The sequence below is a fragment of the Gardnerella greenwoodii 00703Dmash genome (assembly GCF_000263635.1).
Taxonomy (GTDB): Bacteria; Actinomycetota; Actinomycetes; order Actinomycetales; family Bifidobacteriaceae; genus Bifidobacterium; species Bifidobacterium greenwoodii.
The window spans coordinates 126470-149657 of sequence record NZ_ADEV01000009.1; the positions used below are offsets into that span (position 1 = coordinate 126470).

The following is a 23188-nucleotide window of genomic DNA, read 5'->3' on the forward strand; positions in this document are numbered from 1 at the left end:
GGATGAGATTGTAGCTGTGCGATTTTTATTTTATAAGTTTTTTTAAATTTGTTTATTTTGCGAGGAAGAAATGAACAAGAGGACTGTACTTGTTTTGTCGACGACGATGATGAGTATTGCTACTGCGGCTTGCGCTTTTTGCGTTTCGCAGACTGCGAATGCTGCTGAAAACCTTACAAGTGCGGCTGCTGCTGTGAATGCTAACTCTAATGTTGCAAATACGGGATTTTCTGACGGGGGGGGGGATGTATCCTTTCGCCAAAAATTCTGATAAAGCAAAGGGCGATGCTAGTTCCAGAGATGTTACGCTTTCTAAGGGTGATGACAATTCGAAGAACGTTACGCTTTCCAAGGATGATGCTAGTTCCAATGGTGTTGATTCTTCGAAGAATGATGTAAATTCTAGTAATGCGAACATTCCTAACAATGCTGCTGCAAATAATAATGTAAAAGATGATAGTTCTGCAAACGATTCGTCTGATGTAAAGAAAAGCAAAGTAGCTGTATACAAGTCGGCTCAGTCTACAAAAGAAGTATCAAAAGAAAATAAAGCGGCCGAAGATTCTACAAATAGTGGCGAGAAGAAAAACGAAGTTAAGCTTAACGAATATGGCAAATACGATTTTACTACTGATGAGAATGTAACCAATCCGTTCCCGAATGTTATTACGCCTGATGAAGTAAAAGAGTTGCAGGATAAAACAACGTCCGCATATCCTTTCCCGCTTATTGTTAAAAGTTTTTATACTCCTGCTGGTAAAGAGTTTAAAGTTGTGAATGGAAAACCTGTAGGGGACACTCAAGAATTTACGTATACAATCCAGAATAAATATCATGATATGCTTGGTCGCATTGATAATTACATTTTTATCCCTCGTGCCGAAAAAGCGTACGGTGGTGAGGGTGAGATACGTCCATATAAATCTTCTCGTGAGTTTAGGAATAATGATGGATCTCTAAGCTTTGATTATAGTAAAGCTCCTGATACGGTGATACCATACACGCTTGAGATAAATGGGAAATTTATTGGTAAAGACCTTACAACAAAAACGCCTTTTGAATATTACATGCATAGAAATCAAACCTTTGTGCATATGACAATGTACGGTCGCAAAGATGATGAAATTATTTATGGAAATCAATCTCTTAATTATGAGGGTTCAAGTGTTGCCCCGGGATTATTTGTATTTATACCAGAGTGTGGCGCGCAGTTTCATTTTGTAGATGATTTACAATATCGCAATGTTGCACGTATTGAAGGTACTGGTGAACTTTCTCAGCGTAGTGATGGTGAAACTGACAAGTTCTCTACTAAATCGTTTACCAAGCTAAATATAACTGATTTGCAAAATTATAAAAATGTGTATAATGTAAAGTTTTGCAATAACGCTATTGCAAATTATTTTATTCCTCTTCTAAGCTACGAAGGCGACCCAAAGAAAGATATTGTTGAACGCCCAACGATGGAAGAGCTTAAAAAGACAGACATCCCTGGTTATCTTTATTACAGTAATGATATTGACACTCCTGAAGGTGGCACATTCACCAAGGACAATACCAAGAAATTTGGCAACTACGATTACGGTATTGTGCGAGATAAGGATGATAATCAAGTAACCACAAAGCACTATTATGTGACTTTTAGGCCGATTCCTACGCAGCTTGTGGTGCAGTACAAAGATTCGCAAAACAATATTGAGAGTGGTAAGAAGTATGCTATTTATTCTGGAAATACTCTTGTAAGTAATACTCTTACTTCATCTTCTAATACTCCAACAGCTCCTACAAAAGATGAACTTCAAAAGATGATCACAGACAAAAACACGGCTTTGCTTCCTGAGGCGGCTGGCTATATTTCTGGCAACGATGTGTATCTTGCTCCAGGAAACTATACTGTGAATCCAACTGCTGATGCTCCAGAGAACTATGAGTGGGTTGCTGATTCAAAAGATATTGCTAATTCTTCCACTAGTGCGAACGTTAATATTGAAGTAAATAAAAGCGATACGGATTCTACTCAAAAGGTTGTTACTTTTGTGTTGAGAAGAAAGATTGCTGTAGTCAAATTTATAAATGATGATGAAAATAATCCGTATGCAACTGTGAAAGTTCAGCAAGGTCTTTCTATTAGTGGCGATTCTTTAACTGACCAGTCGATGCCGCCTGATCCTACGAAGCCTGGTTTTACTTTTAACGGTTGGTTTACTGGGAAAGATGGTAAAGGTACTAAGTTCACTGGAAATACTACTGTTAGTAGCAGTATTTCTGTGTATAGTTCATATACGTCTAAACCTTCAACACCTCCAACGCCGGCTGGTGATAAGCCGAATCCAGTCCCGAAACCAAAGCCTATTCCAAAACCTGAGCCAGAAGCAGAGCCAGTTCCTGAATTGCCGGTTCCTGTTGCTCCAGCTCCGATTCTGACGCCTGCTGAGCCTGAGTTCGAACCTGAGTCCGCTCCAGCTCTTTCGCAACCGGAGCAACCGGAAGCTAAGCGCGTTGTTAAAAGTCTTCCACAAACTGGTTCAACCGCAACTTCAGTTCTTGCTTCCGCAATTGCCTCGCTTTTTGCTGGCTTCGTTGTACTTGCTGAATCATTTGCTGCAACGCGCAAACTCAGAGACTAGTTGTAAGTGTTTGGCAGTAATCAGTGAAAAACATAAGATGAAATATTTGGGGTTATAAGTCTTACAACTTATAACCCCATAAAAGAAAAAGAAGAACCCGACTCATCAGATTCTTCCAGGTTTAGTCCGAAGACGTCCACCGCAATTCAACTACAATGCTATCATACTAGCAAAATTATGCAACGAATTTTACTAGTTTTTCATAAAACACTTAAGCAATTTCATATTAGACTTATGTTGAGTTCCAAGTATTTTACTACATATGTTTACAGGTAGTCTATGCCTCAAACACTCTGTTTCACTATCATACTGTTCAACAAAATCCTTACGCATTTTTTCAGGTGCGCCCATTCTACTAAGAAAATAAGTAATGATAGTAAAATAAGCATCCATGTATTTAAAATCAATATTATTAATGCTCATTTCAGTTTCAAGAAGTATTGATAACCTATTATCTACTTTTCCAGTTTTAAATCGAGTATCAAAAATAACATTGTTATGGGCTATAGCATTCCTCAAATCCTTAATAGCATAAATAAGAGATTTTGTAATCATGCCATCTGAATCTAAATTGGTCGGCAAACTCATAATTTTGGAAACATATTTTTTGACCTTAATGTTTGCACACTCATACAACATTCCAAATTCGCCTAAAGTTAAAGTCTCGAATATTGCCCACACCGGTATAGATTTATCATTATCAAAAAAATGTGCAACAACACTCCTTTTAGTATAATCTCTTATTAGTGCTGAATTTATTCTGCCCTTAAGATTCATTCTTCTAATGTAAGCATTTTTATATGCGCTAGAACCAGATTTATAAGATTTGTAAGCTGTTAACGACTTATTGTAAATATCATCGAAATTTTCAGACTTACAATCATTCAATAACGCTTCTATCACGTAGCTTTTCAACGCATTTTCAATAAACATAACAGCAGGATATAAAATAGTTTTCAAACTCATATCAAAATCATTTAATGCAACAACCTCATCGAAGGAAGAGAACTTGATTCGATTAGCATCTTCGCGTACAAACCTGTATCCCTTGAAACCATGATAATAGCCAATATTACGCAAAGATTGTAATTGTGTTTCTGGGTCAATATTAATGTGATGTGTATTCCTTAAATATTCCATCAACTTATAAATAGTTAGCATAAATCCCCTCCTTCTAACAATACTAGAAATCATACATCAAGAGGTTGGTATTATGGTTGGCCATTTTTTTTTAAGTGGATTTCTTACTATGCGTTTTAATGACTTTTATGCACGTGCGTTTGCTTCGAACAGCCGGAAGCCGAGCGTAAGAATATTTTCTTGTGATTCTTTGCTAAAGATTTGTTATTGATGATTGATTAGATTATTGTGAGTTTGCTCACTTTTTTGTTGCGATTGGAATTGTAAGTTGTAGAATATCTGATGGTTCAATGCTACTAAGTACCTGAATTGTATTTGTTTTAGTGTTGATTCCGTTATTTTTTCTAAAGATTATAGAAGATTTGGTTTTGTAAGAGGAAAAATGGGTAAGAGAACTAACATAATTTTGACTAGCACTATGATGGGTATTGCTACTACGGCTTGTGCTTTCTGCATGGCGCAAAGTGCGAATGCTGCCGAAACTTCAGCTTCTTCTACTGATGTTACTTCAACTTCAACTGCTTCTTCTAGCGCTAATGTAACTGTAGATTATTCTAAAAATAATTCTTCTATCACAACTTCTAATACAGAAACTTCCTCTACTACAGCTTCTTCTATTGCAACTGCTTCTATCGCAAGTTCTAATACCACAACTTCTAATACAACTAATGGGGGGGGGGTCTGCTTTAGATAGCGCTTCCGCAAAGCCAGCAAAATTTATTGGTGAAGATAGAAGCATGCCTGCCTCTGAAGAATCTAGGGAAGCTTCAACTGATTCAACTACTACAAATGATCCATCCTTAGCCTGGACGCGCGAAGACTTTAACATTTCTGCCGATGGTAAAACTATTGGAGGCAGGAAAGATGTTCATTATCCGGATACCGGTCAAACGGTAAATGAATATGTAGATGGACTTAGCGAAAAGGGCAAGGAAAAGCTTAAGAAGAATCATCACATTGTTATTCCTGAAGGCATTGAAGTTATTCATGAATGTGCTTTTACTGGACACGCAAAACAAGTTGGGAATAAGCAGCATGAACATATTGACGGCGAAACCTATATTGAGGGTGTCACTCTTCCTCAATCTCTTAAGATCATAGAATACGGTGCGTTTGGCTGGAACAAAATTAAGGGAACTGTTACTATTCCGAAAAATGTCATTTCAATACATAGCGCAGCATTTGTTGCTAATGAAATTGAAAAAGTGGTGTTTGAAGGCGTGCTTGATGGCAAGGGCAAAGAGCACGATACAGATGCTGACCCGTATTATCTTGCGGGAGTTGGCGAAAAGGCATTTCAGGGTAATAAAATTTCTGAAATTGTAGTAAAAGATAACTTAGGAAAGTATAAATTATACCCATCTAATAATCCACAAAAAAGCGATTCTGTATTCGATAACCAGAATCCAGGACCTTTCACTATTGAAGTAGGAGAGGAATACAAGCGCCCTATTACAATTACGCAGGAAAACGGTAATTATAGTATTGGTGTAGTGGAAGGATTTAAAGAGAACGGCAATCCTGTACAAATAGAAAATTCATCTTACTTTAAGAAGAATAATGATGGAAAATATGTAGCAGTGAAGACCGGCAAATTGGAAGGTCAGTGCCTGTTTTACGACATGCTTAATAATAATTTTAGAGTACTTGGAGTTTCGCACTTTACTTACAACATTATTCCCAAGTCTAAGATTTATACCGTAACATTTGTGAATGGAACCGATCAAAACTATGCCAAGGTGCAGGTAAAAGAGAATAAATCCATAAAGGATAAAAGCGTTGCAGGTCAGGTTATGCCTGATAATCCTTCTAAGGCGGGTTATACATTTAGAGGTTGGAGTGCGGACAAAACTGGTAAAGATAAAACCAAGGAATTTAGTGCTGCCACACAAGTAACAGGCGATATGACAGTTTATGCTATTTATACTCCTACGCCAGCTGTGCTCAATGCAGTGCCAACTCTTATTGTGCAGGATAAGACGATTACCGAGGGAGACCCTCTTGATCTAAGGTCACTTATTGTATCTGCAACCGATAAAGAAGATGGAGACTTAAAAAATAAGGTTCAGATTACAAATAATGGCGGTTTTGATAATAGTAAAGTTGGTTCTTATGTTATTACGTTTAGCGTAACGGACAATGGCGGTGCTACTGCAACAGCGTCTGCAACAGTAACTGTTACTAAGAAGCCAACGCCTCCTACGCCTCCTGAGCTTGAACCAGAAGTAGAGTCAGAACCTGAGTCCGTTCCAGCTACTTCGCAACCAGAGCAACCAGAGCAACCAGAGCAACAACAAGCCGAGCGCGTTGTTAAGCATCTTCCTAAAACTGGTTCAACCACGACCCCAGTTCTTGCTTCCGCAATTGCCTCGCTTTTCGCCGGGCTTGTAGAATTGGTAGCAGCCTTAAAGTATCTTCGCAAAAATTAAAAACATTTAATTATTTATGTTGCTGCAAGTTAAGTGATTGAGTAGTATTACTAAGTAAAATTACTTAGTAATACTACTTAGTAATTATATAGTTTGTAAATTGATAGACTCATTTTTTGCATTATCAATTGTGGAGGAATATTAAATGTCTAATCAAGATACTGTTACATGCTCGTTTGTTATGGATCGCAATATTTACAACCAGTATAAGCATGTAGTTAAATTACGCGGAGATAATGTAAAAAACAATTTAGTTAAATATATGCAATCGGTTATTAAATATGATATTCCTAATGCGGATACTATTGAAGCTATTGAGGAAGTAAAACAGCTTAAGGCTAATCCTAATAAAAAAACTTACGGTTCATTTGCTGAACTTTTGCAAGATATTGACAATGATTGACCGCAGCGATAATCACGAGAATGTCTATGAGCGTTTATAAGAAATATCGTATTGCGCAGTCGCGCATGTTTAAAAAAGATTTAAAGCTGGCTATTAAACGTGGATATAACATTAGTTTGCTTGAAGAAGTTGTTGATATTCTTGCGTCAGGTGTGAGCCTTCCTGGAAAATATAAGGATCATAAACTAACTGGTAATTATGATGGTTGCCGAGAATGTCATATAACTCCTGATTGGTTGCTTGTTTACGAGATAGCAGATGATGAACTTATATTATATTTGACTCGCACTGGCACTCATTCTGATTTGTTTGGCAAATAGTAATTGCAATTTGTGAGTTTGCTCACATTTTGTTGCTCGTTTTTGGGTTTGTTCTATAATTGTTAGCGGCCTGAACACCCATATGTGGTTTATTTTTGGGTGTTGATTCCATTTTTGTACTTTTGTACTTGATTTTGGCAATTGTTTTGGAATAGAAATTTAGGTGAGATGAAGATGAATAAGAGAACTTGCGCTATTTTGAGCACGACTATGATTAGTATTGCTACTGCGGCTTGTGCTTTTTGTATTTCGCAGACTGCGAATGCGGCTGAAACTCCAGCTGCTTCTTCTAGCGCTAATGCAACTGTAGATTCTTCTAAAAATAATTCTTCTATCACAACTTCTAATACAGAAACTTCCTCTACTACAGCTTCTTCTATTGCAACTGCATCTATCGCAAGTTCTAATATGCCCAATGGGGGGGGGGTCTGCTTTAGGTAGCACTTCCGCAAAATCAGCAAAATCTATTGGTGAAGATAGAAGCGTTCAAGAGGAAACGCCTGTATTTGATACTGCTGCTAACTACAAAAAGACTGGCGAAGATGATGACAGTATTACATACGATTATTTAAAAAATCCTAATAAAATAACTAATCCTTTTCCTGAATTTATTTCTAATAAAGAAATTGAAGATGAGTTTAAAAAAGGTGTTAGTATAAGCAAGGAATACTTTATTCCTGACTCTACAGAGAGTGACGAAAAAGCTAAACCTGTTGATATAAGTAACACTAAAGTTTTACCTAAAGGTAAAGGAACGTTCAAAATATACGCAGTTTTTAAATTTGCAGATTTAGCTTATCCTATACAACTTTATACTTTTGATGCCTATCAGTCGCGAAATGGAATTATTGCGTCTGACGGTAGTATTTATGCTGGATCAGATTCAACTGTGAAATATGTTTTTCATCAAGGAACTTTTAAGCTAAATGGGCATGAGCTTAAAAACGATTCTAAGAATAGAATTCTTATTAATGTTGATAAGCAAAATGCTCCAAATAATTATTTTTACTTTGAACTAACTTGTCCGAGCAATAATGAGCTTAACGAACGTGTGCTTATGAATGGTGGAGTGGCTATGACCACTGGCGGATATGAGCGCACTAGTTTAATAGCTGAATATGTAGTATCTACAGACGCGCAGTTCCATTTTGTGGATGATTTGCAATATAGGTCTAAGAATCCAAATGGGGTAGATAAATACGGTAAGTTGAAGCAGAGAGGGAATTCTGATCAGCATACTTCGCTTAAAGAAGATGAAAAAACCAAAGGTAATCTTATGTCTGCAAAGCCATTCTATGAGATTGAAGGCTTACAAGATATAGACAGTAAGGTTACTAAAACAGATAAATCTTTATATTATCGCAGCACTGGTGGCGATTTGAAAACTCCTATTCTTTCATATGAAGGAGATTCAAAAGCTTCTGATGTATACCGTCCTACGCTTGTTGATCTTACTGGTAAGAATATTCCAGGATACGTTTATTGGGACAATGACATCGATAAGCCGAATAACAAGAATCATAAGTTTGCTAATGACGATGCTACTAAGGAGGATGCTGGCAATCACTATCTTTCCTTTGCTTATGAAATGAAGAACGGCAAGCCTGTTAAGCGTCTTACTAGAAAGCATTATTATGTGACTTTTAGGGCAATTCCTACTCAGTTGGTTGTGAAATATAAGAAGTCTGATGGAAGTTTTGAAGCAGGTGCAAAGTATGAGCTTTTAGGTTCTGGAAATGCGCAAATTGGCAATGAATTTGCTGCTGCAAGTAGTGATGTTGCTACAAGTACTAAAGATGATTTAGTAAAAATGATGAAGAATAAGGATAGTTCTTTATTACACGGTTCAACAGGCTACTTATCTAATGGTGCTGTGTATTTGCTACCTGGAAAATATACAGTAAAGCCAAATGTTAAAGCGCCTGAAGGATACGAGTGGGTTGTAGATTCAACAGATCAGTCTTCCAATGGTAGTGCAGATATTAATATTGGTCTTCAAACCGGCAATGCTGCTGTGGAGTCGGTTACTTTTGTGTTGAAGAAGAAGCCAACTCCGCCTACACCTCCAACGCCGGCTGGTGATAAGCCAAATCCAGACACGAAGCCAAAGCCTATTTCAAAACCTGAGCCAGAAGCAGAGCCAGTTCCTGATTTATCGGTTCCTGTTGCTCCAGCTCCGATTTTGCCGCCTGCTGAGACTTGGTCTGGACCTGAGCCAGCTCCAGCTCTTTTCCAACCGGAGCAACCGGAACAACAACCTAAGCACGCTGCTAAGCGTCATCAATTATCTAAAACCGGTGCCGCATGCGCGTATGTATTAAGTTCTTTTGTTGCTTGCGTTATTTCAGGCGCTGGGCTCACGTTAATAAAACGTAGGCGTAACGAGTAAATTAGTTAAGTTTTGCAATTTAGCAAAAACGCTAATTAAACGTTTTAATAATATCAAGCAGCGACCAGTTAATAGGATCTTCAAGCTTGTAGTAAACGTTGCTGTCATCCGGAGCTGGCGCGAAAGGAAGTGGCTTGTTCTTTTTCGTCGGCACAAACGGGCTCGTCGGATAGTCGTCCCCAGTAAGTCCATCAGGAATAGCTACTTGCGTTTTATCGTACAGCTTTGGATCCCTTCGCATAATGAACGGTCGACTAAAATCAGGCTTATTTTTGCCTTTGCCCTTAAAGTATCCGCTCTTTTCAAGTTCATCAAATTTTGTATTTACAGGAACTAGCACAAAGAAATCATGCATTTTGTAAGTTAATCCTGTATTAGCATCTTTGGAAGAACCAGTATACATTCCTTGTTCATCAAATTTTTCAGGACTGTTTTCTGCGGTTATATCTTTACCATGCTCACAAACTCTTACACCTGGCGATGGGGAAAAGATATTGTTTCCGCAAGATGGCAAATCTAACCCTTTGTAGAATTCTACTGCACCAGTATCGCCAGAAAGCAAATGATTTTTCATCATGTCATACGTAGGTGATTTTTTATCGTACAGAATAGGTGCTGATATATCTTGCGAGTAGTTATTCATACTAAGATAATTTTCATCGGACATAAGCATAGGTGACGTTCCATCATGCATTAAATCGCCAATACGAGTTCCCAACACAACTGTGGATTCACCTTGATTAAACGATGGTGCTTCATTGAAGTACAGGCAATCGCCGCCTTTCTTGCACCAAACTCCTGCAATTGGAGAAAGGCCTTTTGTTATGCGAACATCAGCATTTTCCATTCCGTCCAAATGCTCTTTTTTAGTTAGCACTTCTTTTGTTTCACTTGCATCAACACCGTAATACACTGTAATGTCGCCAGTGTTCATGGCATATAAGTCGCCTAAATCAGGGTAGGAGCCTGTAATCTTACCAACGAAATCTTTCGAAGAGAATCTTGGTTCTAATTTGTAGTTAGTTATGCCAGCTTTTTCAAGCATCTTCTTTGCAGTATTCTTATCCTTTCCTAATATGTCTGCAGGCACAACTTTTCCATAGTATTTACTATCAATAGGTGTAGCAATAGCGATGTGCATATTATCGCCATCGTAAGCAGGAACAAAAGCATGTCCAGGAGTTGGGTAAGTTGCTACAACAGTGCCAGGCTTTGAAGTTGCAACAACTTTATGAACCTGCACTTTGATTCCCATTTCTTTTACTTCTTTAGTTATTTCCTTCAATGTTTTGCCAATAACATTTTTTGGCATGCCAGGGCCTAAAGATTCAACGACTGTAACTATTCTAGATGCTTTTACAGCTTCTCCTGGCTTGGCGCCCTTTAACTTTAAGAAAGATCCTCGCTTTGCGCGCCCAAATTCTTGAGTAACGCGCACTTTTAAGCCTTGGCTTTGAAGTTTCTTAACAGCTTCTTGAGCATTCGCAACTTTGATTACTGGAATTGTAACCGTTTTGTTTTGATTCACAAAGTAATATGTGATGCCGAAAATAGCAGCAGCTAGTATGACAATTAATGAGATGATTGCAACAATCAGCTTTGAATGTTTATTATTAGGTTTTTGTGTGATTGCGGCTTGTTCGTATGGTTGATTAGTTTGTGCAAATTGTTCAGTTCGCGGAATTTGATTAACTTGCGTAACTTGCTCAATAGATTCGCCGCACTGGTCGCAAAACTTATCGTCTGCGTCAACACTGGCACCGCAGTTAGTACAAAATGCCATAATCGTTCCTTTTCTCTGTACTAATCTATATAACCGACAATACGACTTATAGCTTTTATAACTTATTTTTTAAACCCATATCTAAGATATTTCGTGGCTTTTATACAGATTATTTCCGTAAGCAACAGTGTCAATTTTACTACGTTATTAATACACAAATGCTTTTGATAAATAAATGCTGTATTAAATATTTATTTGATATTTACTACCCAATGTGCGCAATTGGGGAAACAAGCTCGGTTCCCGAGGCGTCTCTTCGCATGTCTGGCTTAGGTAGCTCCACGCGGCTTCCTCTATCTGTTACTGCATGCAGTGGATAATATCCAACGTATGCATGAATAAGAGTATTCTGCCCCTTAAGGAATCGTTGCGAGCGCACGCCGCCAGTTCCGCGACCCTTTGTTGGGTACATGTCGAAAGGTGTAAGTTTTGCAGCACCGTTTTCTGTTCCAGGAAGAGCATCGCTGTCGCCAGCAACTGTGAATACTACTGTTCCAGTTGCGCAGAATAGTCCATTTTCGCCTTCTTCATAATGCCATTCAATATCTTGCTCTGGCACTACTGCAAAGCTTGCAACTTTTGCACCTTCAGCTAGGCGAATTCCAGCCATTCCTCCTGCTGTACGCCCTTGTGGACGAACCTGTTTTGCGTCGAAGGTAAGAAGTGACGAATCTGTGCTAATAAACACAAGTCTGTCATTGTCTTTAGCTGGGGCTGCGGCAATAACAGCATCGTCATCTTTCAAATCAATTATGCTCCACGAGTCCATGGTTGTTGGAGCTTCGCAATTCCAGCGCTTAACTACGCCGTTTTTAGTTCCAATCGCAAGCGGGGTAGGAGATTCGGAATTTTCTAATACTATTGCTGTAACTACACGTTCTCCTCTTACGGGATCTGTGCTTTGCGTTGATGTTAATAATTCTTGTGCTTTTACGCCTTTGGTTAATTCAGAAGTTTTTCCTTCTTCGTAGTTTAGCTGCGGCAAATCAGCAACATGCGCTAATACTAGGCGTCCAGCGGAAGTAATAAGAGCGTAGCTTGCTCGAGTTGTTGTTTTAAACATTGTTGAGCAAGGAGTGTTAAAAACGTTTTCGCTGTGCGACTTCCAGCGTTCGAATGTTTCTACGTCGGTTCGTGCAATGAAACCGGAAGCACTTAACGCAACCGCACAAGGTTCGTCGCTTAATTGCAAAGCTGCGTAAGCCGCATCATTCTCTCCAGATTTACGTGCAGCACTAGCTGCAGCAGCCAAGTCTGCTTGAGTTGAAGTAAGTTTATTAGCGGACTGTACTGCCTTAATTGCAACGTCTTCGCTATCTTTGCTAATGCTTGTTTCAACAGGAACAAAACTGCCGTCTTCGTTTTCGTCTAGAAGAATTGTTCTTCGTGGAGTATCCCACTGTTTAACCGCAGAATCCATATCTGCTATTACCACTCGGTCAAGTTTTGCGTCAGAGCTTAAGATTTGATTGAGTTCGTCAATTTTTTTAAGTAAATCGTCGCGTTCTGCTTCAAGCTCAATTCGGCTCATTTTTGTAAGTCTGCGAAGGCGCAAATCAAGAATGTATTGTGCTTGAATTTCGTCAAGATCAAAAACTTTAATTAACTTGGTTTTTGCGCTATCTGCATCTTCAGAAGAGCGAATAACCTGAATAACCTCGTCAATATCAAGTAGGGCAAGTAGCAGGCCGTCAACTAAGTGTAGACGCTCTTGTGCTTTCGTGCGTCTAAACTCACTGCGTCTTCTAACAACGGTTCTGCGATGCGCAATCCACACGTCCAAAAGCTCTCGCAAGCCCATTGTGTGCGGTCTGCCGTCTACTAACGCAACATTGTTAATAGTGAAGCTTTCTTGCAGAGGAGTGTGCTTAAAAAGTTGCGCAAGAACTGCGTTAGGGTCAAAACCTGTTTTTATTTCAATAACAAGACGAGTGCCGTTGTGTCGGTCAGTTAAATCAATAGCACCCGAAATTCCGTCGAGTTTACGAGCTTTAACACCTTGAGAAATACGCTCAAGAACACGCTCAGGGCCAACCATAAACGGAAGCTCGGTAACAATAATCGCTTTTTTGCGAGCGGTAATATTTTCAATATGTGTTGTAGAACGCGTTGTAAACGCTCCGCGACCAGTTTCGTAAGCTTCACGAATACCGCTTCTGCCAATAATAATTCCTCCGCCTGGCCAGTCTGGTCCTGGAACGAGTTTCATAAGATCATCCAATGTGGCTTCAGGATGTTTCATAACATATTTTGCTGCAGAAACTACTTCGCCTAAATTATGCGTTGCCATGTTTGTTGCCATGCCAACAGCAATACCGGAAGCTCCGTTTACAAGAAGATTTGGAATAGCAGATGGAAGTACAGTAGGTTCTTTTAGTTTGTTGTCGTAGTTTGGCGCAAAATCAACAGTATCTTCGTTAATATCCGCGTTCATTCCAAGAGCTGCAGGAGCTAAACGTGCTTCCGTGTAGCGGGATGCTGCAGGACCGTCGTCAAGAGAACCAAAATTACCGTGTCCGTCAACAAGAGGTAAACGTAGTGAGAACGGCTGAGCAAGGCGAACCATTGCCTCATAAATTGCAGAATCACCGTGAGGATGCAGCTTACCCATTACTTCGCCAACAACGCGAGCAGACTTCATGTAAGCGTGATCAGGGCTTAAATTCATGTTGCCCATTTGGTAAATGATGCGTCGCTGGACAGGCTTCATGCCGTCTCTTGCATCTGGAAGAGCACGCGCGTAAATAACAGAATAAGCGTATTCAAGGAATGATTTGCTCATTTCTTCATTCAATGGTGTTTCAACAATATGCTCTTTGACTTTTCTTGGGTCGAAAGCTTGTTGTGTTGAGTGACGGCGTGAAGGCATATCTAGAACTCCTTGAATGACATTACGGCTCTCAATGTTACCAATTTCTATGCACAAACTGTAAGTATTTTCTTAATATTGTTAATAAAAGTAGGTTTATTTGCTGAAGATTTGTTACTAATTTAGTATTTTTTATTTTGCTAGGATGATTTTGCTTTCTCAGTATTAGTGCTTAGTAGCAGTTAGCAGTAGTAGCTTGTGGTTCTATATAAGTGGTTCAATAGTGTGTATGAGTGTTGATGTGCCATCTAAAAAAGAATTGTTGCAGTTTGTAAGCAATATTACTTATGGAGATTTTTCCAGCTCAACTTTGCAAGATTATTCGCATGATTCTTGCTCTGAGCAAAGTGGCGGAGCTTTTCATCTTTCATCCGTTTTACCAGCTTTAAGCGATGCAATTGGCGCTCCTATAAGTACTAAAGTGCATGAAAATCCAGCTTTTTTGCGCGAAAGTCTTGGTTTTCCTAAAGTAAAATCTGCAATTGTTGTTTTAGTTGACGGATTGGGATACTGGAATATTCTAATGCGTCAAGGTCATGCACCATATTTGCGTTCTCTTTTAAATGAGCCTAAAAATCAGCGTCCTATTAAATCTTGTATTCCAAGCACAACTGTTGCTGCAATGGCAACGTTTGGCACAGGCACATGCCCAGGTCTTACTTGCATGACTGGCTATACTCAAAAAAATGCTCAAACTGGAAAGCTTGCTCAACTTATTCAATTTAAGGATGCTCCAAATCCTCTGGAATTGCAGCAGCAGCCAACAGTGTTTGAAAGTCTAGTTTCTAAAGGTTTTCGTGCAGATAGTATTAGTTTGCCTAAGTTTGAAAATTCCCCACTTACTCAAGCTGCTTTTCGTGGAGCTACTTATATTACTGCTGGAACTCCTAGAGCTAGAATCATGAAAGCCGCCAACACTACTAAAACTCCAGGATTAACTTATTTGTATTTAAGAGATACGGATAAGGTTGGGCATAATTATGGATGGGATTCTGAGCATTGGGTTGCCGCTTTTGAGCAGGTTGATTCGCAGTTGCGCTTGTTGCAACGAAATTGCGCTAAAGGTACTTTGATTGTTATTACTGCCGACCACGGTATGATTCAGTCTGACCCTAACTCTCGTATTGATATTGCTAAAAGTGAAGAGTTAATGCGCGGAGTTGAACTGGTTGGTGGAGAACCTCGCTCTGTTATGCTTTATGCGAATAAAAACACTAATCCAGAAGATATTATTGAAAGATGGCGCAAAATTATTGGTGAAAATGCGCTTATTCGCAGCAAAAAGCAGGCTATTTTAGATGGCGTTTTTGGCAAGGTTAATCCGCGAGCAGAATCTGTTCTTGGCGACGTTCTAGTTCAGGCTCGTAACTCTTTTACTATTGTTGATTCTCGAACTCAAACAGAAAAAGCTATGAGCTTACCAAGTGTTCATGGGTCAATGACTCACATGGAAACGGATATTCCATGTCTTATTGACTTAGTGTGAATTTTTTAGCGCAATTTGCGTAGTAAAAATTCGCTCTAAAATCAAAAGAATCAGCCTTCGCCGAATAAAATCTCATCCCAGCTTGGAACTGCAGCTCTTCCACTTCGTCTCTTGTTGTTATTGTGATCTGCATGATCTAAAGAGTTTTTCTTAGCAGAATCAGACTCTTGATTAGCGTCAAATTCAGCTTCATTATTTGTGGAAGTGGTATTCAAAGATTTTGCAGCATCAGAACTTACTTTTTCTGCGTTTTCAGCTGCTTCAACTCTTTTTTCTTTCTCAGCTTTTTCGGTTTGCTTTACTTTGTCTGCCAAAGATTTTTGCGCTTCACTCGAGTCGTAAGAAAGAATGTTAGACGATGCATCTTGTTCATCATAATCTGACTGTATAAGCGAAGGCTGCTGAGCTCTGCTGCTATTTGATAGCGCGTTTTCGGCTAAATCATTTGAAGAATCTGCGATTTTCCTAGATTTTGCGCGCTTATGCTCTTGCTTAGAATCAGAAATATCAGAACTATCAGAAATATCAGAACTATTCGAAATTTCAGAAAGCTTGTCACTATTTCGAAGCTCCCATTGTGAAACAGCGCGTTCAATTCTTGCTGAACGAATTGAATTTCCCGGCAACTCTTCTGTTGAAAATGGGAAGTTTATGCTTACAGTGTCACGGTACATTCCGCCGTATTGTGCTTGCTTAGCAGCATCATTACCATTTGCGTCTTCTCCAAGAAGTAAACGAGAAGATGGATTAGCGCATGTTACTGAGTTGTCGTGCATGTTCCAAGTCCACTCAGCTTTAATAGTGCGTGTTGCAGTTTTGAAAGTAGCGCTAATAAGCCATGGTTCTAAGCCTCGGCGTGTCGCGCGCCATTGAACTGTTTCCATGCCAATATGAGCTTTGGCAAGAGTGCGCTCTATTAAATCTGCAAGTGTGCGCATATTGCTTTGTTTTGGTGCAGGAACAAGCAGGAATTGCTCAATAGCGTATTGTTTTTCTGTTTCTACTCCAGCAGAAAATCGCCTTACTTGAGCTTCGCTTACGTTATAGCGCTTAGCAACGTGGCTTGGATCAACTCCAGCGCGAATTAAAGCCTGAATCTGCGAAATAGGCAGGGTAGCGTTCGACGATGCTGCAGATACGTTATTATCTGCCGAATTATTATCGCTATGCTTTTTAGTAATCTTTTGTGATTCAGCGATAGCGTGTTCCAGCGTGTCGTCCACTTTAATGCTTAACGGCGTGTTTTCAAAAATAAAAATCAAATTGCCGTCTGCATCAACATGGTCAAAACTCGCCTCTTTTGGCGGATTTTCAAGCATTGTGCACCACTTTCTTCGCTTTTAACAATACTATGTATATACTTTAGTCCATACACTGCATTCTTTACCATTCTATATAAGATAAAATGTGTGTATTATATGCGGGGTGGCATTAATGTATGCTATGCGCGTAGGTAGCTTAAAACGAAAGGACCATAATGGCACAGGATTATGATTCTCCTCGTAGTAAAGATGAGGACGAAGAGTCGTTGGAAGCTTTGAGCAAAAGCTCTCAAAATTCCAGCAGCGACATTGACGATGACGAGAATGCTATTGCTGAAGACTACGAGTTACCAGGTGCTGATTTAAGCAATGAAGATGCGTCTGTAACTGTTATTCCTATGCAAGGTGATGAATTTATTTGTTCTGAATGTTTCCTTGTAAAGCATCGTAGTCAATTAGCAGAAACTACGGCTGATGGACAGCCTGTTTGCAAGGAGTGCGCAGCTTAAATGGCATACGACGAGACCTACACTGGCCCCGAGCAGGTTGAGGTATTAATTCAGTATCTCGATGGCGAATCCTCCACTATGCAGCCGCTTTGCTATGCACATGCTGGCGATGCTGGTGCAGATTTGCGCACTACTGAGGATATTACTTTGCGTCCATTTGAACGTGCTTTAGTTCCAACTGGGGTTGCTATTGCTTTGCCAGCTGGATACGTTGCTTTGGTTCATCCTCGTTCTGGTCTTGCCGCAAAACAGGGCGTAACTGTGTTGAATGCTCCTGGAACGGTTGACGCTGGGTATCGTGGCGAAATTAAAGTACCGCTTATTAATTTAGATTCAGAAAATACCGTGAAATTTAATCGTGGCGATCGTATTGCTCAATTGGTTATACAGCGTTATGTAGAAGCACAATTTATTCCAGCAACACAATTGCCTGGTTCTGATCGTTCAAATAAAGGCTTTGGTTCAACCGGCGTACAATAATTTTTTTAGTAAATCCGACCAGTTTTAGCGCTGAGTCGGATTTATTGTATTATTTGACAATTTTGTAGAGCATAACGCATTTTTGCGGGTAGGATAGTAGACAATACAGGAGGTGTGCTGCGATGGGTGAACTTCAAGATGATGTAAAAGGCGCTCATAGGCTTGGATGCGAAATCAGTGAGGATTCTCGTAACCCATTGCTGCCAATATTAAACATGTGCAAGTGGCATCATCCCGATGAAGACATGACTATTCTTCATCGTGCCTACTCCCGTGCGGTAAAACAGCATACAGGTCAGCGTCGTAAATCAGGCGAGCCTTATATTATTCACCCTCTTGCAGTTGCGCAGATTCTTGCAGATCTTGGTATGGGGCCGATTGTTGTTGCAGCAGGATTATTGCACGACACTGTTGAAGATACTGATTACACGTTAGAAGAATGTCGTGCAGAATTTGGTGACACTGTAGCCGGATTAGTTGATGGTGTTACAAAAATCTCCAAGATGGAGTATGGCGAAAGCGCACAAGCTGAAACAATTCGAAAAATGGTTGTTGCTATGAGCCGAGATGTACGAGTGCTTGTTGTAAAACTTGCAGATCGTCTTCATAATGCAAGAACCTGGAGATATGTTAAGCCATCAAGTTCTCACAAAAAAGCTCGAGAAACTCTTGACGTATATGCTCCTCTTGCAAACCGTCTTGGTATGAATGCTATTAAAACTGAACTTGAAGAACTTAGCTTCAAAGTACTTTATGCAAAAATTTATAACGAAATTGTTGTACTTGTTGCTCGTAGAGCTGGTCAGCGCGAAGTTTATTTGCGTCAAATTCTTGAAGAAATCAACGAAGATTTAGCAGTTCAACACATAGAAGCATCCGTAAAGGGTCGTCCAAAAGATTATTTCTCGATTTATCAAAAAATGATTGTTCGCGGTCATGATTTTGAGAATATTTACGATCTTGTTGGCGTTAGAATTATTGTTGACTCTATTCGAGACTGCTATGCCGCATTAGGAGCGGTTCATGCGCGTTGGAGCCCTGTTCCAGGACGTTTTAAGGACTATATTGCAACTCCTAAACTAAATATGTATCAGAGCTTACATACTACTGTTGTTGGCCCTGGTGGAAAGCCTGTAGAAATTCAGATTCGTACTTGGGATATGCATAGGCGAGCTGAATTTGGTATTGCTGCACACTGGAAGTACAAGGCAAATGGTCAGGCTGGTAGAGCTTTAAGTAAGCCAGACAGAGATGACCGTAAACGTGAAGGTGAGCTTGAAGAGCGTAAAGAGCTTAGTGAGGCAGATAATCTTAAGTGGATTCAGCAGCTTGCTGATTGGACTAGTGAAACGCCTGATTCTGATGAGTTCTTAGGTTCATTAAAGCAAGATCTTGGAGCTTCTGAAGTTTACGTGTTTACTCCAAAGGGAAGCATTGTTGCTCTTCCTCAGGATGCAACGCCTGTTGATTTCGCTTATTCGGTTCACACTGAAGTCGGTCACCGAATGATGGGCGCAAGAGTGAACGGAAGATTAGTTCCTTTGGACACTAAGCTTACAAATGGTGACACGGTTGAAGTTCTTACTTCAAAGTCAGATACCGCCGGTCCGTCTCGTGATTGGCTGAGTTTTGTTAAAAGTCCACGTGCTCGAAATAAGATTCGTCAGTGGTTTAGCAAGGAACGTCGCTCTGAGGCCATTGAAGAGGGCAAGGACGAGCTAACTCGCGCTATGCGTAAACGTAACTTGCCTTTAACTACTTTAATGACACAGCAGGCTTTAATTGGCGTTGCTGATGAACTCAATTTGCCTACTAACGTTGAATCGTTGTATGCAGCTATTGGCGAAGGCCAAGTTTCTACGCAAAATGTCATTTCGCGCTTAGTAAAAGATGCTGGTGCAGATGAGGTTGCAGAAGAAGTAGAGCAGGAAGCATTACCTCTTAAGAACGTAGAGCGCAATAGAAAATCTAATGGTGCTTTAGGTGTTTCTGTTAAGGGTGTTGGAGACGTTTGGGTAAAGCTTGCAAGATGTTGTATGCCTGTTCCAGGAGATAACATCATTGGTTTTATTACTAGAAATCAAGGCGTGTCTGTGCATCGAACTGACTGCCAGAATATGCTTGATTTACAAAAAACTCAGCCTGAACGAGTTATTCCTGTTCAATGGACAAGCGATAAAGGTTTGTTCTTAGTAAAGGTTCAGGTTGAAGCTTTGGATAGGCAACACTTGCTATCTGATGTTACTCGCGTACTTTCGGATCATGGAGTAAATATTCTTTCCGGAACTATTGCCACTGGAGACGACCGTGTTGCAACAAGCCAGTTTACGTTTGAAATGGCAGACCCTCAGCATCTGAACACGCTTTTAGCTGCTATTCGTAAGATTGAAGGCGTTTTTGACGTTTATCGTATTACTGGCGCAAAAGATAGCGCTGAGCCTCGTTTGCGTAAAATGGAGCGCGGAGACTTATAAATAAAAATAAAATAAAATAAGATAAAAATAAGAAGGACGTCCAGCATTGGAACGTCCTTCTTTATTAATCGCACATTTTGAATGCGCATCCGTCTAATTTCAGGCGGTAACAGCCTTCTTCAACAAGGAACCAGCGGAGATACGTACACCGTAAGAAGCTGGAATCTTGATGGTTTCGCCGGTACGAGGGTTGCGGCCAGTGCGCTCAGCGCGCTTTACGCGCTCTGCGGAGAACAGACCAGTGAGCTTCAAACCTTCACCAGACTGCAAAGCCTCAACGAACACATCCTGGAATGCGTTGACGGCGGCCTCGGCCTGTGCCTTGGTCAGGTTGGACTTCTGTGCGATCTTAGAAACGAGATCAGACTTGTTGTATGCCATGCAGCATCCTTTGGGTCAGGGGCCTTCTTTGCAAAGGCCACGTTCATTCTCGATACTAATACATTTTCCCTACAAATGTGGCCATTTTTAGCATTTTTTTCAATAATTTTATGTATTTTTTTATAAAAAACTCATTCTGAATAGTCTTATTGCGATTTTTTGATAGAAAAATACACAAAAGTTGAGTAATTAAGCCATTTATATTAGCTCACGGCTGCTAAGCCAATTCATAGCAAAAGCACCAATAGGAATTCTTAGCCAGTAGAACATAAGCCTATAAAGCAAGGTTGCAGATAATGCAATAGTAGGTGGAACTCCAACAGACGTAAACGCAAAAGTAAGAGAAGCTTCAACCGCGCCTAAGCCGCCAGGTGTTGGTATTGCGGATCCTGCAGTATTTGCAAGAATGAACAAAAGTATTGTTTCCCAAGGATTCGCATAGTAGCCAAACGCAAGTAAAGCAACCCAATATCCCAATCCAATGCAGGAAACCAGCACAATCGCTCCAAAAGATCCGCCAATAAGCTGAAGAGGGTGTGAAACAAGCTCTTTAATCTGTCTGCCATAATCAGACAGTATTGGAAGATAATGTTTGCGAATAATTTTACGAGCCTTAGGAATGGCCATTAAAGTGCATATTAACAAGGTTATTATGCCAATAACTGTAATAAGCATGTGTGTTGGAATCATTCCAGAAAGCACATTCTTTCCAGTAAAAATACCAATAACAAGAAGAACAATAGTTGTTATTAAAGCTTGAATAAGCCACACTGCGCTAGTTATAGCCGTAGCTTGAGTTGAATTGTAGCCATTCTTTTTCAATAATTGCATATTGACAAAAGCAGGGCCAACTCCTGCAGGCATAGAAACTGCTGTAAAACCTGATGCTGCTTGAGAAGCAAACAAAACCGTAGAAGACGGTTTTTGATCATCCATAAACGATCCTAAAGTAATTGCAGAGCCAACCCAAGCAAGCATACTGAAAATAAAGCAAAGCAAAACCATTAGATTATTAGCATGCTTCAACGCTGCAAACACTTCTTGAGGATGCCATTGTGTTGCAATAACAGCAATAGCAATTATTGCTAAAACAAGGCTCACAAAGAATCGAATATTAAAACGTGCTAATCGTACTGTATCGTAGTCTTCTTCATCAGTATGCAGTGCGACTGTTTGGCTTAGCTTATTGCAAAGATGCTCAAAAACTTTCTTATTCCAAGAAGGAAGAGAACGTGTAGAAGCAGGAATAGCAGCTTTTTGCATAAAAGGAAGTATTTCTGCAAGCTTGTCTGCACCCCAAGCGTTAAGAGCGGCTTTGATTGAAGTGTCAATATCTGTACATGCAGCAATAAGAGTTAATAATTGAACTTTATCTAAAGCAATATTTGTTGAATCGCTGGCAACATCGCCATTTTGCCATCCTGCAATAACAGGAGTTCCATCCTCTAAACGTGCAATAGTTTCTGGAGTAATTCTTCTATGCGTAATTCCTCGCATATTTGCAGCGTCAACGTATCGCATAAGTTTTGCTGCATCTTCAACAGTTAGAGTGTTCAAATTACAAGGAAGTAAAGCATTTGCTGCGTGAAAAACCATGATTGATGATTTATCGCTGTCAGATACTCCGTAAACATTAGCAGTTGGCAAATGAAGATTTCTCAATACAAGAAGCATCGAAAGATGATGGTGCACGGAATGTCTTGCCGAACGGTCGCGTCGAGTTGGAATATCAATTAAACGCACCCACTGCCACAGCTGATTCAGATATCCAGGTAAATGCACTTGATTGTCTAAAACTGAAATAACATAGTGCATTCCGTGAATGTCAGTTGCGTCATAAAGTCTTGAATTTTCGATTAAATCGTCATCTAAACTTGAGCGTAAAACTCCAGTATGGTCGGCCTGCTGAGTTCTGCGAGTAAGCTGAGTGAGATTATCTATACCAATATTTTTAAGCGCAATAACGATGTCATCGCCCCAAGCGCCTTTACTGCTTGTGCCTTTAGCAAATCTTATTAACGTTCCAATAGCTCTTCCTACGCAGCAAGAAATAAGCGCTGCAGGGTAGGAGTCCCATGAAGAAAATAGCAGTATTGCAGAAACAATAAACAGAGCATTCCAGCCCCACATTACATGCTTATATTCTTTACGCGGGCCACTTACTGTAAGAAACGCAACCAGAACAGCGTACATGTCTGGCAATAATTCTGTTACCGAATTTGTGGGTTGAGAATGCAATGCAGAAAGCAGAGGCAAATTGTGTGTAGAAGCAATAGCGTCAGAAAGCAACCATATTGAGCCGTAGCTTATAAACAGCGTAATAACAGAAATCGCAGTATCAATCCAACGCTTTTGTGCAGCCATAAAAGCAATTACTTCTGCAACAACAATAAGCGTTAAACCTTGCTGTATTAAAGCGCATGGAATTCCAGTAACAGTAAGTCCAATAATTTTACTAGCGCTACGGGCATCAATTTCCACGCCGACTGTTGTTGCAGAAAGCCACATTGTTGACAAAACTGTAAGTATGGCAACAGCAATAGCTGAAAGTGCGTACAGCAAATCAGCCCAATTTCTCACTAAACTTGGCTGAGTGTCTTCAATAACAAGATTTGGATTTATGCGAGATTGCATTG

General features: G+C 39.9%; 16 protein-coding genes and 1 pseudogene. 11 read left to right on the forward strand and 6 right to left on the reverse strand.

Annotation, left to right across the window (positions count from 1 at the left end; all coding sequences use genetic code 11):
• The first annotated feature begins 70 nt into the window (after window positions 1-70).
• Together NG78_RS01775 and NG78_RS01770 are read left to right on the forward strand one after the other, a co-directional pair.
• The gene (locus NG78_RS01775; RefSeq protein WP_032837833.1) at window positions 71-271 is read left to right on the forward strand and encodes a hypothetical protein; all 201 of its coding nucleotides are present in this window, start codon (window positions 71-73) and stop codon (window positions 269-271) included.
• A complete protein-coding gene (locus tag NG78_RS01770) occupies window positions 246-2627 on the forward strand; it encodes an InlB B-repeat-containing protein (RefSeq protein ID WP_004134935.1) in 2382 nt (793 codons plus the stop codon). Before NG78_RS01775 ends, NG78_RS01770 begins: the two co-directional genes overlap by 26 nt.
• A gap of 192 nt (window positions 2628-2819) precedes the next feature.
• Here NG78_RS01770 and NG78_RS01765 read toward each other — a convergent pair whose 3' ends face one another.
• A complete protein-coding gene (locus NG78_RS01765) occupies window positions 2820-3788 on the reverse strand; it encodes an Abi family protein (protein ID WP_004134937.1) in 969 nt (322 codons plus the stop codon).
• A gap of 361 nt (window positions 3789-4149) precedes the next feature.
• Between NG78_RS01765 and NG78_RS06255 the strand changes: the two genes are divergently transcribed.
• The 5 genes and pseudogenes from NG78_RS06255 to NG78_RS01750 all read left to right on the forward strand — a co-directional run bounded on the left by NG78_RS06255 (window position 4150) and on the right by NG78_RS01750 (window position 9308).
• Window positions 4150-4461 carry a hypothetical protein gene (locus NG78_RS06255; protein ID WP_004134939.1) on the forward strand — a complete coding sequence of 104 codons (312 nt, stop codon included), beginning with the start codon at window positions 4150-4152 and terminating at the stop codon, window positions 4459-4461.
• Complete coding sequence (locus tag NG78_RS0105880) at window positions 4436-6196, forward strand: InlB B-repeat-containing protein (protein ID WP_004134940.1); 1761 nt, start codon at window positions 4436-4438, stop codon at window positions 6194-6196. The genes NG78_RS06255 and NG78_RS0105880 overlap by 26 nt, the downstream gene beginning before the upstream one ends.
• A 145-nt stretch (window positions 6197-6341) precedes the next feature.
• Window positions 6342-6599 carry a hypothetical protein gene (locus tag NG78_RS01760; RefSeq protein ID WP_004134941.1) on the forward strand — a complete coding sequence of 86 codons (258 nt, stop codon included), beginning with the start codon at window positions 6342-6344 and terminating at the stop codon, window positions 6597-6599.
• A gap of 26 nt (window positions 6600-6625) precedes the next feature.
• Window positions 6626-6919: a type II toxin-antitoxin system YafQ family toxin gene (locus NG78_RS01755; RefSeq protein ID WP_004134942.1), complete on the forward strand. Its 294-nt coding sequence runs from the start codon at window positions 6626-6628 to the stop codon at window positions 6917-6919.
• A 174-nt stretch (window positions 6920-7093) separates the two neighbouring features.
• A pseudogene (locus tag NG78_RS01750) lies at window positions 7094-9308 on the forward strand (cell surface protein).
• A gap of 31 nt (window positions 9309-9339) precedes the next feature.
• Here the strand turns inward: NG78_RS01750 and NG78_RS01745 are convergent.
• Complete coding sequence (locus NG78_RS01745; RefSeq protein WP_004128204.1) at window positions 9340-11091, reverse strand: PASTA domain-containing protein; 1752 nt, start codon at window positions 11089-11091, stop codon at window positions 9340-9342.
• Window positions 11092-11296: 205 nt separating this feature from the next.
• Window positions 11297-13960, reverse strand: coding sequence for a DNA gyrase/topoisomerase IV subunit A (locus NG78_RS01740; protein ID WP_004128207.1), 2664 nt, complete (start codon window positions 13958-13960; stop codon window positions 11297-11299).
• A 229-nt stretch (window positions 13961-14189) separates the two neighbouring features.
• Between NG78_RS01740 and NG78_RS01735 the strand changes: the two genes are divergently transcribed.
• On the forward strand, window positions 14190-15446 hold the full coding sequence (locus NG78_RS01735) for an alkaline phosphatase family protein (protein ID WP_004134947.1): 1257 nt from the start codon (window positions 14190-14192) through the stop codon (window positions 15444-15446).
• A 50-nt stretch (window positions 15447-15496) separates the two neighbouring features.
• Here the strand turns inward: NG78_RS01735 and sepH are convergent, their stop codons facing one another.
• On the reverse strand, window positions 15497-16765 hold the full coding sequence (sepH, locus tag NG78_RS01730) for a septation protein SepH (protein WP_004134949.1): 1269 nt from the start codon (window positions 16763-16765) through the stop codon (window positions 15497-15499).
• Between the two features lie 158 nt (window positions 16766-16923).
• Here sepH and NG78_RS01725 point away from each other — a divergent pair, with 158 nt between their 5' ends.
• The 3 genes from NG78_RS01725 to NG78_RS01715 all read left to right on the forward strand — a co-directional run bounded on the left by NG78_RS01725 (window position 16924) and on the right by NG78_RS01715 (window position 20171).
• The gene (locus NG78_RS01725; RefSeq protein ID WP_004128217.1) at window positions 16924-17217 is read left to right on the forward strand and encodes a DUF4193 domain-containing protein; all 294 of its coding nucleotides are present in this window, start codon (window positions 16924-16926) and stop codon (window positions 17215-17217) included.
• A complete protein-coding gene (dut, locus tag NG78_RS01720) occupies window positions 17218-17697 on the forward strand; it encodes a dUTP diphosphatase (protein ID WP_004134950.1) in 480 nt (159 codons plus the stop codon).
• A gap of 122 nt (window positions 17698-17819) precedes the next feature.
• Window positions 17820-20171 carry a RelA/SpoT family protein gene (locus tag NG78_RS01715; RefSeq protein ID WP_004134951.1) on the forward strand — a complete coding sequence of 784 codons (2352 nt, stop codon included), beginning with the start codon at window positions 17820-17822 and terminating at the stop codon, window positions 20169-20171.
• Between the two features lie 99 nt (window positions 20172-20270).
• Here the strand turns inward: NG78_RS01715 and NG78_RS01710 are convergent, their stop codons facing one another.
• Both NG78_RS01710 and NG78_RS01705 read right to left on the reverse strand, forming a co-directional pair.
• Window positions 20271-20552 (reverse strand): HU family DNA-binding protein, encoded by a 282-nt coding sequence (locus NG78_RS01710; RefSeq protein WP_004119480.1) that lies wholly within the window; start codon window positions 20550-20552, stop codon window positions 20271-20273.
• Window positions 20553-20750: 198 nt separating this feature from the next.
• Window positions 20751-23186 (reverse strand): lysylphosphatidylglycerol synthase transmembrane domain-containing protein, encoded by a 2436-nt coding sequence (locus NG78_RS01705; RefSeq protein WP_004134952.1) that lies wholly within the window; start codon window positions 23184-23186, stop codon window positions 20751-20753.
• Window positions 23187-23188 lie beyond the last annotated feature (2 nt).